This window comes from Acidimicrobiia bacterium (assembly GCA_040880805.1).
In the GTDB taxonomy this organism is placed as follows: domain Bacteria; phylum Actinomycetota; class Acidimicrobiia; order IMCC26256; family DASPTH01; genus DASPTH01.
This window is the reverse complement of the sequence record JBBDHW010000007.1, coordinates 13218-29262: the sequence shown is the minus strand read 5'-3', so window position 1 is coordinate 29262 and position 16045 is coordinate 13218. Positions and strand designations below refer to the sequence as shown.

The 16045-nt window shown below is 67.7% G+C and carries 17 protein-coding genes and 1 tRNA gene; 1 reads left to right on the top strand and 17 read right to left on the bottom strand.

The features are described 5' to 3' along the window. The 3 genes from WD271_01315 to WD271_01305 form a co-directional block, all read right to left on the bottom strand. Positions 1-1729: ABC transporter ATP-binding protein (locus tag WD271_01315; protein ID MEX1006466.1), on the bottom strand; the 1729-nt coding region annotated here is incomplete at its 3' end. A 16-nt stretch (positions 1730-1745) separates the two neighbouring features. Continuing rightward, positions 1746-3737 carry an ABC transporter ATP-binding protein gene (locus WD271_01310; GenBank protein ID MEX1006465.1) on the bottom strand — a complete coding sequence of 664 codons (1992 nt, stop codon included), beginning with the start codon at positions 3735-3737 and terminating at the stop codon, positions 1746-1748. Further along, positions 3734-4213, bottom strand: a complete 480-nt coding sequence (locus tag WD271_01305; protein ID MEX1006464.1) for a MarR family transcriptional regulator — start codon at positions 4211-4213, stop codon at positions 3734-3736. Before WD271_01305 ends, WD271_01310 begins: the two co-directional genes overlap by 4 nt. Positions 4214-4285: 72 nt before the next feature. Between WD271_01305 and WD271_01300 the strand changes: the two genes are divergently transcribed. Beyond that, a tRNA-Leu gene (locus WD271_01300) sits at positions 4286-4367 on the top strand. A 65-nt stretch (positions 4368-4432) separates the two neighbouring features. On the opposite strand, the gene WD271_01295 is transcribed toward WD271_01300, so the two are convergent. The 14 genes from WD271_01295 to WD271_01230 form a co-directional block, all read right to left on the bottom strand. Then, entirely contained in the window at positions 4433-4558 is a 126-nt protein-coding gene (locus WD271_01295; GenBank protein ID MEX1006463.1) for a hypothetical protein, read from the bottom strand. A 464-nt stretch (positions 4559-5022) separates the two neighbouring features. Next, positions 5023-5358, bottom strand: coding sequence for a hypothetical protein (locus WD271_01290; protein ID MEX1006462.1), 336 nt, complete (start codon positions 5356-5358; stop codon positions 5023-5025). Between the two features lie 42 nt (positions 5359-5400). After that, complete coding sequence (locus WD271_01285; GenBank protein MEX1006461.1) at positions 5401-5958, bottom strand: hypothetical protein; 558 nt, start codon at positions 5956-5958, stop codon at positions 5401-5403. Positions 5959-5960: 2 nt separating this feature from the next. Further along, a complete protein-coding gene (rdgB, locus tag WD271_01280) occupies positions 5961-6569 on the bottom strand; it encodes an RdgB/HAM1 family non-canonical purine NTP pyrophosphatase (GenBank protein ID MEX1006460.1) in 609 nt (202 codons plus the stop codon). A 10-nt stretch (positions 6570-6579) separates the two neighbouring features. Continuing rightward, entirely contained in the window at positions 6580-7317 is a 738-nt protein-coding gene (rph, locus tag WD271_01275; GenBank protein ID MEX1006459.1) for a ribonuclease PH, read from the bottom strand. Positions 7318-7324: 7 nt separating this feature from the next. Next, complete coding sequence (locus WD271_01270; protein ID MEX1006458.1) at positions 7325-8053, bottom strand: MBL fold metallo-hydrolase; 729 nt, start codon at positions 8051-8053, stop codon at positions 7325-7327. Positions 8054-8060: 7 nt separating this feature from the next. Then, positions 8061-8876: a glutamate racemase gene (gene murI, locus WD271_01265; protein ID MEX1006457.1), complete on the bottom strand. Its 816-nt coding sequence runs from the start codon at positions 8874-8876 to the stop codon at positions 8061-8063. Then, positions 8869-9852, bottom strand: coding sequence for an L-threonylcarbamoyladenylate synthase (locus tag WD271_01260; protein MEX1006456.1), 984 nt, complete (start codon positions 9850-9852; stop codon positions 8869-8871). Before WD271_01260 ends, murI begins: the two co-directional genes overlap by 8 nt. A 6-nt stretch (positions 9853-9858) precedes the next feature. Next, complete coding sequence (locus WD271_01255; protein ID MEX1006455.1) at positions 9859-10794, bottom strand: cysteine synthase family protein; 936 nt, start codon at positions 10792-10794, stop codon at positions 9859-9861. A gap of 11 nt (positions 10795-10805) precedes the next feature. Beyond that, positions 10806-11081: a ubiquitin-like small modifier protein 1 gene (locus WD271_01250; protein ID MEX1006454.1), complete on the bottom strand. Its 276-nt coding sequence runs from the start codon at positions 11079-11081 to the stop codon at positions 10806-10808. Positions 11082-11128: 47 nt separating this feature from the next. After that, positions 11129-12286 carry a DUF222 domain-containing protein gene (locus tag WD271_01245; GenBank protein ID MEX1006453.1) on the bottom strand — a complete coding sequence of 386 codons (1158 nt, stop codon included), beginning with the start codon at positions 12284-12286 and terminating at the stop codon, positions 11129-11131. Between the two features lie 8 nt (positions 12287-12294). Next, positions 12295-12735, bottom strand: a complete 441-nt coding sequence (locus WD271_01240) for a JAB domain-containing protein (protein ID MEX1006452.1) — start codon at positions 12733-12735, stop codon at positions 12295-12297. A 7-nt stretch (positions 12736-12742) separates the two neighbouring features. Further along, entirely contained in the window at positions 12743-13168 is a 426-nt protein-coding gene (locus WD271_01235; protein MEX1006451.1) for a JAB domain-containing protein, read from the bottom strand. A gap of 60 nt (positions 13169-13228) precedes the next feature. After that, positions 13229-15943 (bottom strand): DEAD/DEAH box helicase family protein, encoded by a 2715-nt coding sequence (locus WD271_01230; protein MEX1006450.1) that lies wholly within the window; start codon positions 15941-15943, stop codon positions 13229-13231. Between the last annotated feature and the right edge of the window lie 102 nt (positions 15944-16045).

Genomic DNA, 16045 nt, shown 5'->3' with positions numbered 1-16045 from the left:
CCCCCACGAGCGTCTCCGACTTGAGGTCGAGGTTGGAGGTGGCCTCGTCGAGCACGAGCACTCGCGGCCCCGCGAGGAACGCGCGGGCGAGCGCGATGAGCTGCCGTTCACCCGACGAGAGCGACACACCACGTTCGTGGACCGGGGTGTCGAGCCCCTCGGGCAACCGGTCGACGAGCCCGGTGAGGCCGACGCGGCGGACCGCCTCCGCGATCTCCTCGTCGGTGGCATCGGGCCGCGCGAACTTGACGTTGTCGCGCATCGTGCCCGCGAAGAGGAACGGCTCCTGGGGAACGACCCCGAGCTGCGTGCGCAGCGACTCGATGGTGACGTCGCGGAGATCGTGACCGTCGATGGTGACGCTGCCCTCGGTGGGGTCGTAGAACCGGGTAACGAGCTTGGCGATGGTGGACTTTCCGGCACCGGTCGGTCCGACGAACGACATCGTCTCCCCGGCCGCGATGTGCAGGCCGACATCTCGCAACACCGGGATCTTCGGGTCGTAGCCGAACGTGACGTCGGTGAGCACGAGGTCGCCACTGATCGGCGGGAGCGTCTCGGCGTTGTCCGATTCCTGCACGCTCGGAGTGGTGGTGAGGAGCTCGTTGATCTTCGTGATCGCGGCCTGACCCTGCTGGTACAGGTTGTACTGCTGCACGAGCTGCTGGATCGGCTGGAAGAACGAGTTGAGGTAGAGGAGGAACGCGACCAACTCGCCGACCGACAGGGTGCCGTTCTGCACCATCGTGCCGCCGATCATCAGCAACGCGGCCTGGCCGAGCAGGCCGATCAGCTCGCTGCCGGCACCGTACGTGGCCGTGATCCCGGCGGTGTAATCGTTGGCGTCGCGATAATCGCCCACAACGTTGCGGTGGTTGATCACGTTGTGGCGCATGCGGTTGAACCCCACGACCACGCGCACACCGGACAAGCTCTCGGACAGGTCGCTGAGCACTCCGGCGATACCGTCGCGCACCCGGTTGTAACCCCTGTCGGATGCACTGCGGAACCACAACGAGAGTACGGTGAGCGCGGGGACGATGAGGAGCAGCGTGATGAGCGCGAGCGTCACGCTGTAGAAGAACAGGACCACTGTCACGACGAGCATCGTGAGACCCTGCACCGCGAACTGCACCAGACCCTCCTGGAGCATCTGCTGCAGGGCTTCGATGTCGCTCGTCATGCGGGTCATGATCACGCCCGCCTTCTCGTCGGTGTAGTAGTCGAGCGAGAGGCGCTGGAGGTGTGCGAACACCCGCAAGCGCAGCTCGAACATGATCCGAGACGAGAACTTGCCGGTGAGCGACACCCGGTACCTGCTGGCGACGATCGTGATGACGACGCACACCATCGACCCGATCGCGCAGGCGAGCAGCACAGTCCAGTCGGACTCGCTGATGCCCTTGTCGATGCCGATCTGGGTCAGCAGCGGACCCGCCTGGAGCATCACGGCTTCGATGACCACGAGGATGATGGAGATCGTGAGCATGCGCTTGTGCGCGCCGAGCATCCTGCGCAGCGTGACGCCGGTCTCCCGCACCCGGTGCGAGAACTTCGGGTCGGGGGTCTTCCACTCGGGCTCGGTCGCGAGCAGCTTCTCGACCCCGTCCTGAAGTTCCGACGGGATGCCGGCGAACGGAAGCCCGCTGCCCGGGTTGCCGACGTGCCCGCCCGGCGGACCCCCCATGCCGCCGCCGCCGAACATGCCGCCGCCGCCGCCCCAGGCCATCAGGCACCCCCAGCCATCAGTCGCCACCCTCGTCGAGGAGCCGACTGTCGGCGACGTCGACGTCGATCTCGTGCAGGATCAGGAGACCGTCGTCGACCTGTCCGTTCCCATCCCGGGTGCTCGCTTCCTCGGCGTCCTTCTCGGTCTGGGCGAGGATCTCCACGTAGCGAGGCTCGGTAGCGAGCAACTCCGTGTGGGTCCCCTCCGCGATGACCCGTCCGTTCTCCACCACCGCGACGCGGTCCGCGAGGCTGATGGTGGAGAGGCGGTGGGCGATGATGAGCGTGGTCCGGCCGGTCATGAGCGTGCTGAGTGCGGCGTGGATCTGCTGTTCGATCTGCACGTCGATCGCCGACGTCGCGTCGTCGAGCACGAGGATCGGCGGGTTCACGAGGAGTGTGCGGGCGATCGAGATCCGCTGGCGCTGACCGCCCGAGAGGGTGAAGCCCCGCTCCCCCACCACGGTGTCGTAGCCCTCCGGTAGCGCACGGATGAAGTCGTCGGCGCCGGCCGCGACCGCAGCGGCTTCGACGTCCTCGAACGGAGCGTCGGGTTTCCCGTATGCGATGTTGTCGCGGATCGACACCGAGAAGAGGAAGGGGTCGTCGAGGACCATCCCGATGTGGTGACGCAGGCTCGGCAGGGTGAGCTCGCGCACGTCGTGACCGTCGATGCGGACTGCGCCGTCGGTGACGTCGTAGAAGCGCCCGAGCAGACGCGCGACGGTGGACTTGCCCGTGCCGGTTCGCCCGACGAGCGCGACCGTCTCGCCCGGACGCACGCGGAGCTCGAAGCCTTCGAGCACGGGCGTGCCGTTGGCATAGTCGAACTTCACCTGGTCGAAGTGGACGTCGCCCAGGCACTCGACGAGGTCGACCGCGCCCGGATGGTCGACGATGTCGGGCTGCTCGTCGAGCACCTCGTAGATACGCCCCGCCGATGCCGCCGCGCGCTGTCCCATCATCATCACGAAGCCGAGCTGACGGAACGGCGGCACGAGCATGAGCACGTAGGCGTTGAACGCGAGGATGTCACCGATCGTCGCCTGGCCGTTGATGGCGAGGTACCCGCCGTAGAGCAGCACGAGCGCCTGCCCGAGGCGGGGCAGGTTCTCGATGAGCGGCGCGAATCGCGACCGGATCTCGGCCTGCTCGATGTTTGCCCACTCTGCGCGCTTGGCACTTCCAGTGAGGACCTTGAGCTGCTCGTTCTCCGCGGCGAACGACTTCACGACGCGCACGCCCTGGATATTCTCGTCGACGACGGTCGCGACGTCGGCGAGACGCGCCTGGATGAGCCAGGACACGGGGAACATCTCCCGGCGCATCTTGATGCCGGCGATGAACACGAACGGCATCGTCGAGAGCGCCACGAACGCGAGTGGAACGTTGATGGACAGCATCTCGACGAACGCCAGGGCGACGACGCTGCACTGCACGAGGATGAACGGCGCCTGCGACAGGTACATCTGCACGGCGCGGATGTCGGAGTTCGCACGCGAGATGAGCTGACCCGACTGCACACGGTCGTAGAACGAGAACGACATGCGGCTGAGGTGCTCGTAGACGATGTTCCGGAGGTCGTACTCGATGCGGTACGCGGTGCGCAGCAGGAGCAAGCGCGAGAAGTAGTTGCACACGAAGCGCAGCAAGCCGAGGATCACGAGGATGATCACGAACTGGCCGAGCGGCGTGCCGCCCTTCTTGAGGCCGTCGTCGATCGCCTGCGCGAGCTCTTTGGGGATCTGCACCTGGAAGATGAGACCGATGAACGAGATCACGAGCGACGCGATGAAGATGCCCTTGTGCGCGAGCACGATGGGCATCGCGCGCTTGAGCCACGACTTGCTGCGATCGGGGTCGATGTTGCGGCGCGGAGGCGGGTAGCGCGGCGTGACGCCGATCGGCACGAACGGTGACGTGACGTCGTCGCCGAACGCCGACTTGCCAAATTCCGAACTGGTGGTCTTCTGTCCGTTCGTGGACACGTTCGTCGATACGGCGGTCACTGCGCGCGCTTGTCCTCGCGGAACGCGTCGAGCGCGTGGTTCCACTGCTGCAGCGCTTCGATCGCCGCCGCCGCGCTGCTCGGGTCCTCGAGGTATTCCGCGACCTCACCGAGGCGCGCGTCCACTGCCGCCTCCGCGGCGCGGAGGAGCTTGGCGCCGTCAGGCGTGAGCTGGAGCGTGAGCCGACGACGGTCGGCGGCGTCAGCGTGGCGCTCGACGAGGCCCCGCGCCACGAGTCCGTCGACGACCGCGGTGACGCTCGGCGGGCTCACGGCAAGGCGGCCTGCGAGCGCCGACGACGCGCTGGAGCCGTCGCCGAGGAGCGAGAGCACGCGGTACTGCGGCAGGGACAGCTCGAGCGGGTCGAGCGCGTGCTCGACGTGGCGGGCGAGGCGCGCCAACGCTCGCGCTGCACCGGGCGGTACCCGCACCGAGAGGGTGGCGGCTGCGGCTCGCGATCCCTTCCCGGGACTCATTGTTCGACGCCCACATGGTTAGGGTATCGAAAGATACGGTTGGTGTGCAACGCTTTCGCGAGGATGGGCCGCGCGAGCGTGGCGGAACTGGCAGACGCGCCAGGTTTAGGTCCTGGTACCGAAAGGTGTGGGAGTTCGAGTCTCCCCGCTCGCACGAGGTTCACGCAGGTCAGAGCGTTGTACGACCGACCTTCGAGGCGCCCGGTGGTCACAGATTGGTCACGGCGAGCGCAACACGTCGTGGTTGCAGTGCACGCGCATGGTGATCCGCCCGCCGGCCATGTTGAACGTGACGCGATCGCCCTCGTTGACGTAGGCCTCCCAAACGCCGCGGTATCCCCTCACGGGGTGGCAGTGCAATCCGGGGTATCGCGTGCCGTGGTCGGCGAGCTGCTGAACGGTACGAAGAATCGCGCCTTGCGACTCGGTCGACTTCTGCGCAAGCCTCTTCTTGAAACGAAGCGGAATCTCGACTTCGGGCACTACGCGTCGTCGTCAGGATCGAGCAGCCAGCGCACAGCTTCCGAGCCCGAGACAAACACGCGCGTTTCGCCCTTGGCGATGGTCCGTCGACTCGGCGAAGCCTTCGACAGCGCCAGTCGTCGGGAAAGAGAACGCGGGGAACAGCACGGAGCCATGGTCGCGGACATGGACCACGTACCGTTCGCTCGTCGTGATGGTGTCTGCCATGTCAGCCACGTCCTTCGATGTTCTCATCGTACGACTCGAGGATCCGATTGAGCAGGTCGCGGAGCTCCGCGACCCGCGGCCTCGTCATCCCGTACCTGCCGAACTCACTCACGCTCGCACTACTTGCTCTTGCGCTTTCGGCGGCCGAAGCGGCCCCGCTTCTTCGGGCCGAGGTCGCGCATGATGTCGGGCGCGGCGGAGTTCACGATCTCCTCGGCCGCGTCGAGCAGCGCGGCGACGTCGTCTCCCTCGGGCTCGGACTCCGGCACGTCGTAGCCCGTCTCCAGCGATCCCACCTGCCAGCCGGCATCCATCATGCGGCGGGCGTAACCGGGGCAATCGTCGGGGCAGCGCCAGGGCGCCTCCGGCGCGAGGTCGATGCGGCACTTCCGCACCACCTCACCGTTGGCATAGGTGCGGCTCTCGTAGTTCTTGCAGTCCACCCGCATCGGCATCAGGACATTCTGGCCGATCCGGTGATGGGAACGCGATCCAGGTCAGCCGAGCCAGTCGCCGGCCTGCTCGAGGAGGTAGCGACTCACGTCGAGGCAGCGGTCGAGCACCTCGCACGACACCGCGTCGCCGTCGCGGATGTTGAGGAGCGACACCGACTGGTGGGCAACGATGCGCAGCGACCGCTCGGGGGCGTCGGTGGCCTCGGGGATCGAGTCGATGGCCGACACCTCGAGCGGCAGATCGGGGCCTCCCCTCGCGGCCAGTTCGGTGGCAAGCACGAGCAGGTCGGGTCCGTGAGGGAGCGGCGGCAACGCCCACGTGAAGTTGATCGGGAAGTGGTAGTCGTCGGGTGGGTCTTCGAGGTCGGCGCGCTCGATGACCGCGTCTTCGAACCCGAGGAGCACCCGCGGGTCGATCTCGAGCGAGAGATAGAGGTCGACCGGGCCCTCGCAGCCTTCCTCGGGGTGGAGGTCGACCTCCCAGTTCTGGCGCAGCGAGTAGCTCTCGACGAAATGGCGTTCGTCGTGCACGTGGAACCCGTGCTCGACCGCGTGGTCCTTCAGGTCGGCCACGAACCCCGCAATGTCGATCACCGCCATCTCTATTGCTTCTCCAACGCCGCGACCATTCGAAGGCCGTCTGCCAGGGTACGGAACGCACGGCCCCGGTGCGAGAGGGAGTTCTTCTCCCCTTCGGGCATCTCGGCGAACGTCCGGCCGTCGCCCTCGTCGGGAACGAACACCGGGTCGTAGCCGAATCCTTCCATCCCTCTGGGCAACTCCGTGATGCTTCCTTCTACGGTGCCGAACGCCGCCACCTCGCGTCCATCCGGGAGCCGCGCCAGCGCAACCGTGGAGAAGCGCGCCGACCGACGACCGGCCGGCACATCCCGCAGGTCATCGAGCAGCTTGGCCACGTTGTCGGCATAGGTTGCGTTCTCGCCCGCGAAGCGGGCCGAGCGAACGCCCGGCGCGCCACCGAGCGCGTCGACTTCGAGCCCGGTGTCGTCTGCGATCGCGGCGAGCCCGGTGGCGTCGCAGATGGCGACGGCCTTCAGCCGCGCGTTGTCCTCGAACGTCGTGCCGGTCTCCTCGACCTCGGGTACGTCGTCGGGGCGGGGCGCGAGCTCGACGTCGAGCCCGGCCTCGTGCAACACCTCCGCGATCTCGCGTGCTTTCCCGGCGTTCGCCGTCGCGAGCACGACCTTCACTGGCCGAACTTCATTGGCGGCGCGGCTCCGGGGGGACCGACAGCATCTCGCGCTGGAGACCGAAGATCTCGATGATGCCCTGCTCGGCGAGGCCGATGAGATCGTCGAGCTCCGTCCGTGAGAACGCCTTCCCCTCGGCCGTTCCCTGCACCTCGACGAACCTGCCGGCGCCGGTCATCACCACGTTCATGTCGACCTCGGCGCGCACGTCTTCGGAGTATTCGAGATCGAGGTACGCGAGCGCGTCGACGATTCCCACGGAGATCGCCGCGCACGTGTCGGTCACCGGGTGCGCACCCATCTTCTTCGCCTCCACGAGACGCGAGCACGCGTCGTGCAAGGCGACGTAGCCGCCGCAGATCGACGCGGTGCGCGTGCCGCCGTCGGCCTGGAGCACGTCGCAGTCGACGGTGATCTGGACCTCGCCCATCATTTCGAGATCGGTGACCGCGCGGAGCGAACGCCCGATGAGGCGCTGGATCTCCTGCGTGCGACCCGAGAGCTTGCCGCGCGACGCCTCGCGCTCGTTTCGTTCCGACGTGGAGCCCGGCAGCATCGAGTACTCCGCGGTGACCCAACCGCGCCCTTTCCCGCGCAACCACGGCGGGATGCGCTCCTCCACCGAGGCCGTGCACAGCACTCGGGTGCGACCGAACTCGACGAGCACCGAGCCCGCCGCGAACTCGGTGAAGTCGCGCGTGAACGTGACCGCCCGCAGCTCGTCGGGCTCACGGTCGTCGCGCCGGATCCCCAATTCAGATCTCCGTGACGAGGTTCGGCGTCGCGAGGGTGACCGGCCCTCCGAACGCCTCCGCGCCCTCCTTCGCCGTGTCCTCGCGGTCGTTCATCGGCCAAAGGTGCGTGAGGATGAGGCGCTGCGCGCGCGCCTCGCGCGCGGCCTCGCCTGCCTGCTTTGCCGACAGGTGGATCGGCGCCGGCCGATCGGCATGGAGGTACGTCGCTTCCGAGAGCACGAGATCCGCACCGGGATCGAACGCGCCGACCGTCCACTCGGGACCGGTGTCGGCGGTATAGATCATGCGCTTGCCGTTTGCGCGGGCTTCGACCGCGTACGTGGGCGGCGGGTGATCGGTGCGCGAGAACCGCAACGCGATGTCGCCAACCTTCGCGGAGTCACCGTCACCGACCGCGTTCCATTCGAACGTGTTGCCGAAGTCGCTCACGAGCGACAGCAGGTAGCGCTCGAGTCCCTCCGGCGCGAACACCGGGACCCCCTCGCGCCCGATCCCGTACCGCAACAGCACGTGCAGCCCGTAGATGTCGACGCAGTGGTCGGGATGACCGTGGGTGAGCACCACCGCGGTGAGGTCCTCCACCGAGACGTGCTCCTGGAGATGTCCGAACGTGCCGTTCCCGCAGTCGATCCAGATCGAAGTGTCGCCCGACTCCAGGAGGTAGCCGCTGCACGCTCCCCCTCCGGGCGCGCCGAACGAGCCCGAGCACCCCAAGACCGTCAGCTCCATCGCGCCTTCAACTCCATTGCCAGCGCTCGATCGTCTCCACCTCGGGTCCGAGGAATCGGGCGCCCAGCGTCCGGAACGTATCGACCGGTCCGCTCGTGAGGAAAAGGTGTTGTTTCGTACCCGACTGCGGCACAGCCCGCATCCCCTTCTCGGTCAGCAATTCCCGGACGGCGAATGCCGTCTCGTCGGCGCTCGACACCAGCACCACATCCCGGCCCATGACATCGCCGATCGTACGGGCGAGGAGGGGGTAATGCGTGCAACCAAGGATCAGGGTGTCGACCTGGGCCGCCAGGAGGGGTGCAAGCAGCCGTTCAGCCAGCACGTGGACCTGGTCGGAATCGACGTCGCCCGCCTCGACGAATTCCACGAATCCGGGGCAGGCGGCGCACGTGAGTACCACCTCGACCTCGCTCCCCCGCGTGCACTGCGACAGAGCCTGCTGATATGCCCCGGACTTGATGGTGCCCACGGTGCCGATCACGCCGATGCGGCCGGTGCGGGTCGCCTCCAGAGCCGCCCGCATCCCCGGCTCGATCACGCCCACCACGGGAATGTCGAGCCGCTCGTCGAGCGCGTCGAGCGCTGCCGCGGCCGCGCTGTTGCACGCGACCACCACCACCTTCACACCGCGCGCGAGCAGGAGGTCGGTGATCTCGAGCGCGTACTTCAACACGTCTTCCTGTGGCTTCGGTCCGTACGGGAACCGCCCGGTGTCGCCGAAGTAGATCACGCGTTCGTCGGGGAGCACGTCGATGAGCGCGCGCAGCACCGTGAGCCCGCCGAGACCCGAATCGAACACGCCGATCGCGTCGTCAATCATGCGGGGTTCCCCCCGCGCGCCGGAGCCGGTCAGCGACTGCAGCACCGATCCCCACCTCGGGCGGCGCCACTGCGAGGAGCACGTCGAGCTCGTTCGCGTCGGCGTCGCGCAGCATCCGGTACAGCGAATGTGCGTACTCGTGGGCATCGGTGGGCACGCCGACGACCAACACATCCACCGGGAGATCGTGGGGCAACTTCGGCGTGACCACCCCTACACGCTCCCCTTCGTTGAGCTCCGTGCGGGCTCTCGTTGTGAGGTCGGCGGCGTCGACGACAACGACGCGCGCGCGAGGCGCGTAGTGCGACGCGAGGGTGCCCGGCGCGCGCACCGCGCCATCATTCCGAACCGAAACCGAGCAATGGAGCAAGTCCTCGATGCGTTCGCGCGGGACACCGCCGAGGCGCAGGATTGCCGGTGCGCTCGTGGTGCAGTCGACGATCGTGGACTCGACACCCACGCGGCACGGTCCGCCGTCGAGCACGAGATCGACGTCGTCGCCCAGGTCGGCACGCACATCGAGCGCGGTGGTGGGGCTCACACAACCGAACCGGTTGGCGGACGGCGCCGCCAGTCCCCCAGAGCCCGAATCTCCGGCGAACGCGCGCAGCAAGGCGAGCGCGACCGGCTGGTCGGGCACTCGCACGCCGACGGTCGGGAGCCCGCCGGTGGCCTCGTCGGGCACGCGACTCGCACGCGGGAGCACGAGGGTGAGCGGACCCGGCCAGCACGCGTCGGCCAGGGTGCGCGCGCCGGCGGGTACGTCCGTCGCCCAGTCCGCGAGCTGTGCCGCCGAGGCCAGGTGGACGATCACCGGGTGCTCGGGCGGGCGGCGCTTCACCGCGTAGAGCCGTCGCAACGCAGCCGGCGAGGAGGCGTCGGCGCCGAGGCCGTAGACCGTCTCGGTGGGAAAGGCGACGAGACCGCCGCCCCGCAGCACCTCGGCGGCGCGGGCAATCTCGGCGTCGGTGTGCATCGTGACCTACCAGTAGTTGATCAACGTGGCGCGCTCCACGACCTCGTCGAGGTCGTCGGTCCACGCACCCGACGAGAGATACTTCCACCCCGCGTCGGGCAGCAGCGTGACGATGGTGCCCGCGTCCATCTCGCCCGCCACCTTCACCGCGCCCGCGACCGCGGCACCCGACGAGATACCTGCGAAGACCTGGCACTGGTCGAGGAGCTTGCGCAGCCACTCGATCGACTCGCGTGGGCGCACGATGAACTTCCGGTCGAGCACGTCGGGGTCGAAGATGGGCGGGACGAAGCCGTCCTCGAGGTTGCGGAGACCTTGCACGAGCTCGCCCGCCGGCGGCTCGACCGCAACCACCTGCACCGAGGGCTTCTGCTCCTTCAGGAAGCGACCCACACCCATGAGCGTGCCGCTGGTGCCGAGCCCGGCGACGAACACGTCGACCTCTGGGCAGTCGCGCCAGATCTCCGGACCGGTTCCCTCGTAGTGCGCGAGCGGGTTCGCCGGGTTGCCGTACTGGAAGAGCCGCACGAGCTCCGGGTTCTCGTCGGCGATCTCGGCCGAGAGCCGGATGGCGCCGTTGCTGCCCTCGTCGCCGGGTGACACCACGATCTCGGCACCGAAGATCTCGAGCAGCTGCCGGCGTTCGATCGATACGTTCTCGGGCATCACCACGCGCAGCTTGTAGCCGCGTCGCTGCGCGACGAGCGCCAGCCCGATACCGGTGTTGCCCGACGACGGCTCGAGGATCGTGTCGCCGGCGTGGAGCACACCTTCCTTCTCCGCGAGCTCCACCATCTTCAGGGCGATGCGGTCCTTCGACGAGCCGCCGGGGTTCTGGCCCTCGAGCTTGGCGAAAATGCGAACGTTTGGGTTCGACGACAGCTCGTGGATGCCGACGAGCGGCGTGTTGCCGATGAGGCCGAGAATGTCGTCGTAGCGCATGGCGCGCTCGCTCAGCCTCCGGCGACGGCCGGAAGGATCGAGATCGTGTCGCCGTCGGCGAGCTTCGTGTCGAGTTGGTCGAGGTACCGGATGTCGTCGTCGTTCCGGTACACGTTCACGAACTTGTGGAGCCCTCTCTCGCCGTCGACGAGCTGATCGGCGAGGCCGGGGAAACGGCCCGTGAGCTCGGTGAACACTTCACCCACGGTTGCCCCTTCGGCATCGACGGACGCCGCGCCATCGGCATACGAGCGCAGCAAAGTAGGGAGACGAACCGTGACCGCCATCTCAGTCATGCTACAAGCGTGACCAGACCGGTCGGGATTTGCCGCCCTCACGCCGCCTTGGACCGCGGCGGCGCACGACCGCGGCCCCGTTCTGCGGAGATCGAGCCGTCGGCACTCCGCACGAGGTTCCATCCGCCTTCGTGGCATGCGGTGTGGTGACGGCGACACAGGAGCACGAGGTTGTCGAGGTCGGTCGGGCCACCGCGGATCCAGTGCACGATGTGGTGCGCGTCCGTCCAGCGCACTGGGCGATCGCAGCCGGGGAACCGGCAATGCTTGTCGCGGCGCGCGAGTGCGCGGCGCTGCGCCGGTGAGGGCACGTCGGTGCGCCGCCCGAGATCGAGCACCTCCGACTGGCCGCGCATCAGCACGCGGCCGACCGAGCAGTCGCAGAGGAGCCGTTCGACCATCGAGAGGGGGACCGGACCCAAGCCCTCGATGTCGCAGATACGCGCGAGCAGGTCGCCGTTCGCCATACGCATCAGGGTCTCGTAGTCGATGACGATGTCGGCCGCGAATCGCACCCGACCACTCCCCGTCTCGCCACCGAGTGACTGCGCCGCAAGCTCGACGAGCGCGTCGGCGAGCCGCCGCCCGCCACTCCGAGGTGACGTGCTCGGCACTGCGTCGGGCCGAGCAAGTGGTTGCAGCGCGGCCAGGATCGTGGCCCAGCCGTCGGCCTCGAACAGCCCGTTGACCTTGATCATGCTTCCCGACGTGGGTTTGCCACGCAGGTAGCAGCGTTCCGACGCGTTGAGCGAGTTGGAGCGGGCGAGCTGTTCGTCGGCCCGATTGCGCCACTGCCGCATGGTGGACAGGAACTGCTCCGGTTGCTGCACGGACGCAAGCTCGAGCAGTTCGGGTTCCTCCTCGACGAAGACCTCTTCGCGGCGGAACGCGGCGGCGGCCATCGAGCCGGCGTGTGCGACCGAGATCTCGCCGGCTGCGAGCGCCGTGCGGGTTCGCTCGTGAGTCTGCGCGTGACGCCCGGTGTGGACGAGGCGCAACGCGTCGTCCCGGGTGAGCGGCCCGCGGTGTGCCAGCCAGGACGCGCCGCTCAACGCGCCGTCGTGTTTCCATTCCTCAGCTGCGTCCCACTCGCCAACAACCTGGACGAGTTCGGCCTTCCGACGGTCGATCTCATGCAGGAGGTCGAGCACCCTTGCCGAGAGCGTCGCCAGCTCGGGTGCCTCCGTATCGAACATGTGTTCGATCATACGCCCCAGTCCCGCCCATTACAACCCCTAATTCCGAAATCATCCGATCTCGGCAGAAGCTCCCGAAGCGACCACCAATGGTGGCGGCACACCACGAGGCAGTCGAGGAGCATGACCCCGGCTGATTCACAAGCGTCAGCGAAGATCCGGAACTGGTCGGCCTCGACGAGCTCCGGGGCCGTCGGCTCGCCGCCGCGGATCTCGACGAGCACGAGTGCTTCGGCATCGATCTCGTCGCGCAACTGGACCAGCTCACGTGGGTTCAGCAGGTTGTGCGAGACCCGATCGTTGTTGACGGCGCCACCGACAATCCAGCACTCGCGATCAATGCCGAGCACGATGAGCGCCGGATCGACACTCGTGTCGTCCTGCACACACCGCGCGATGAAGCGCGCGACATCGTCGGGCCCGCGCAGTCGAGCGAGAGCGTCTTCCATGCCTTCCTCAGTTCGACGCCGCGCGCTCGGACAACAGCCTGCCGAGCGACCACCAGCGTTGGCCGGACACGACGACGCAGTCGAGGATCTGCACTCCCTCGGACGCGCACTTCGTGGCCAACGTGCGGAACGACTGCGCGTCGGCAATCGACGGCTCGCGCCGCAGGTTCGGCACGAGTTGCACGAGGACCACCGCCCGCGCCGCGAGCTCCGCCGAGAGATCGACCATCTCGCGCACCGTGAGACTCCGCGGCGTCCAGCGCTGCCGGTTCTCGGCCAGACCCGTGACACGACTGGCAGCGTCGAGCCCGATGACGACGACCGCGGCGTGCGATGCGTACCACGTACCGAGCGCGGCCTGGACGAACCGAACGACATCCGCCGGCCCGCGTACGGGCCCGGATAGCCCTGATTGGCGCTTCACTGCTCCCATGACCTTCCTCCTCAGCGCGACACGAAGGGAGGAAGTGGCGGAGAAGTGTTCGAACCGAACTTACACCGACCCTGTGACAACTACGTCGGCCACGAATGCCGCGTCGATGGCTCCACGCACCTCAGCTTTGGCCCGGACCACGTGGTGCGACCAATCACCCCACCGGCCATCGGCGTTCACCGCCGCTACCCACCGTCGTGCGGCGGTCTCCTTGGCGTCGTCCTTCGACGTCTGGCGCCCCTTGCCCTCGACGAGCAGGAACCGATCGCCGCCGAGACGCACGAGGAAATCCGGCAGGTAGCGGCACGCCTTCCCGTTGAAGCGGTACGGGATCTCGCAGAACAAGTGGTCGTTCTTCACGTACGACTCGACGCGGTCGTCTGCCTCGAGCTCACGGGCGATGTGGCGCTCGAGCTCCGAGTCACACACCACATAGTTCACGTGCGACCTCACCGTTGGCTCGGGATCGGGCTTGCCGGTCTGGAACGCAACGTCGGCGGTGGTCCCCTCGGGCAGATACTCGTCGAGCACGGGGAGCAGCGATCCCTCGTCGACATCGGCGCGCAGCGCGTCGAGCAGTCTCTCGGCAATCTGCGTCTTGTACAGCTCGTTGTCGAGCTCCCCCTCGTCGGCACCTGCGCCGTAGACGACCAACCTCCTCACGCCGACGAACTCCTCGACCGCGCGCACCGCTTGCGGGAAGAGCGCCTCGAGGTCCTTCTGCCCGCGGATCACCCTCGACGCGATCTCGAAGCAGAGCTTCTGTCGCCGGTAGCTCTCCCACACCCACTCACGGTCCTGCTCCGCGCGGCCTATGCCCTGGAGACCCGAGACCGTCGTGCGGGTGGGATCGAGCTCCGGCTTGACCGCAACCGGAACGATCGAGTCCCAGTCGATGATGAGACGCGTCTGCGCGTCGTGCACGATCGACACCACGCGCGGAAACCTGATCTCGAGCGCGGCGCGTTCGCGGCGCGCGACCACCGACGTGAGCTTCGGTGGTGTCGTCACCGCCCCACCCGGATCACCGTTGGCGAACGGCAGCATCTGGAAGGGCACGCCGTACACGTCGACGTACTCGGGTGTACCGAGATCGTCGTACGACGAGCGTCGGAGTCCACGGCCGACGACCTGCTCGCACAGAAGCTGGCTGGCGAACGCACGTAGGCCGAGGATCTGCGTGACGTTCCGCGCGTCCCACCCCTCCGAGAGCATTGCCACCGAGATCAGGCAGCGAACCTGCTCGCCGGGTTCGCCGACCTTGCCCACGGTGGCGACGACGCGGCGGAGACGGTCTTCCGCCTCCGTCGCCGTCTCGGCGTCGTCGCGACGCTCCGCGTCGGCGAGCAGCTTCGAGTCGATCCGGATCGTGCGTTGTTCGCTCGGTGAGTTGGCGAGCCCGGGCCCGGCCTCGCCCTTGCGACCGACGTGTACTTCGAGGATCTCGGCCATCTTCGTGTCGTTGCAGATCACGATCATCGCCGGTGGGACGGGCCGGTCCGCCTCCTGCCAGCGTCCGAACGTCGACTGCCACTCGCCGGCGAGTTGCTTCAAGGGGCCGTCGACCTGCGTGAGGTAGTCGGTGAGCGGGTGACCTTCGTCGGCGTCGTCCCCACGCTTGGGCAGGTTGGCCTTCACGTGCGTCCAGAGGTTGCGGTACTTCGGCACCGACGCGCCGGCGTTGTCGTCGACCGGGATGCGCGGCACCTTCACGAGCCCGCTCTCGATCGCGTCCACGAGCGCGAAGTCGCTCACGATCCACTCGAAGGGCTTCCACGGGTCGTGGCCGGAGCCCGGCACGTACATCGGTGTGGCCGACAAGTCGATGCAGCGCAGGATCTCGCGGTCGATGTGGATGCGCTCGAGGCCGTCGATCCACACGGTGGCGCGCTCGACGTCTTCGGCCTCGTCGCGACCTACCTTGGCGTTCGGATTGTGCCGATAGGCGTGGTGGGCTTCGTCGTTGAGCACGAGGATCCGACGCTTGCGCCCGAGCGCGCCCTCGATCACCCGCCGGCAGAACGCGGCCGGGCTCTCCTCGCCCAAGCGTTGCACCGAGCGCTTCGGATCCGTCGCGGGTGCGAGCTGGTGCCAGTTGGTGACGAGGACCTTCGCCTGGCCGAGGAGCGCGGACAAGCCGGGCGGTACGAGGTCGAAGGACTTGTACGCGTTCACGACCGCGTGGGGATCGAGTTCGGCGAGACGCTCCTTCACTGTGAGGTTCGGGCACACCACCAACACCGCGTCGGCAAAGCGCGTGTCCTGCGCGTTCGCAGACTTGTTGAGCGACGACCACGCGATGAGCATCGCCATCACCAGCGTCTTGCCGGTGCCCGTCGCCATCTTGACGGCCCACCGCTCGTACGCCTCCGTGCGCGGCACGCCGATCCCGACACGACGATCCGCGGGTGCCTCCGTGAGGAACACGACGGTCTCGACGGCTTCCTGCTGCGCGAAGAAGGGACGGGTCCCTGGCTCGCGCTCGTCATCGAACCAGCGGTCGAAGAGGTCGCGGGTGACGGCGGTTGCGCCCGGATAGTTGTCGGCGCGCCAGCGGGCGACGCGATCGCGCAGGTCGTTGACGAGATCGAGCGGGATCAGCTCGCCCGTGACCGACAGCTCACCCGACTTCGAGTCGCCCGGCGGGAGGTAGCCACTGGAGCGACGGCCGTCAACGAGCACCGGTGCGCCCTCACCGAATTGCCAGTGACGCGTGGGTTCCGCGTACGGATCGTTGACGATCGGGTTCTGCTCGGTGACCTGTCCGCTGGGCATAACCGTCACACCCCGGGCGTACACTTGCGACGTGCCGGTGAGTGAGCACGACAAGCGCTACATGCAGAAGCTGGCCGAGTTCTCGGCCGAGTTGGAGCGCGA

What these genes read in the sequence shown, in the direction of transcription:
- murI (MEX1006457.1), bottom strand. Translation starts at nt 8,876, where the DNA reads ATGATTGACGACGCGATCGGCGTGTTCGATTCGGGTCTCGGCGGGCTC.
- WD271_01255 (MEX1006455.1), bottom strand. Translation starts at nt 10,794, where the DNA reads ATGCGCTACGACGACATTCTCGGCCTCATCGGCAACACGCCGCTCGTC.
- WD271_01235 (MEX1006451.1), bottom strand. Translation starts at nt 13,168, where the DNA reads ATGGGAGCAGTGAAGCGCCAATCAGGGCTATCCGGGCCCGTACGCGGG.
- WD271_01245 (MEX1006453.1), bottom strand. Translation starts at nt 12,286, where the DNA reads ATGTTCGATACGGAGGCACCCGAGCTGGCGACGCTCTCGGCAAGGGTG.
- WD271_01240 (MEX1006452.1), bottom strand. Translation starts at nt 12,735, where the DNA reads ATGGAAGACGCTCTCGCTCGACTGCGCGGGCCCGACGATGTCGCGCGC.
- WD271_01290 (MEX1006462.1), bottom strand. Translation starts at nt 5,358, where the DNA reads ATGCCGATGCGGGTGGACTGCAAGAACTACGAGAGCCGCACCTATGCC.
- WD271_01230 (MEX1006450.1), bottom strand. Translation starts at nt 15,943, where the DNA reads ATGCCCAGCGGACAGGTCACCGAGCAGAACCCGATCGTCAACGATCCG.
- WD271_01305 (MEX1006464.1), bottom strand. Translation starts at nt 4,213, where the DNA reads ATGAGTCCCGGGAAGGGATCGCGAGCCGCAGCCGCCACCCTCTCGGTG.
- WD271_01260 (MEX1006456.1), bottom strand. Translation starts at nt 9,852, where the DNA reads ATGCACACCGACGCCGAGATTGCCCGCGCCGCCGAGGTGCTGCGGGGC.
- WD271_01270 (MEX1006458.1), bottom strand. Translation starts at nt 8,053, where the DNA reads ATGGAGCTGACGGTCTTGGGGTGCTCGGGCTCGTTCGGCGCGCCCGGA.
- WD271_01285 (MEX1006461.1), bottom strand. Translation starts at nt 5,958, where the DNA reads ATGGCGGTGATCGACATTGCGGGGTTCGTGGCCGACCTGAAGGACCAC.
- WD271_01250 (MEX1006454.1), bottom strand. Translation starts at nt 11,081, where the DNA reads ATGGCGGTCACGGTTCGTCTCCCTACTTTGCTGCGCTCGTATGCCGAT.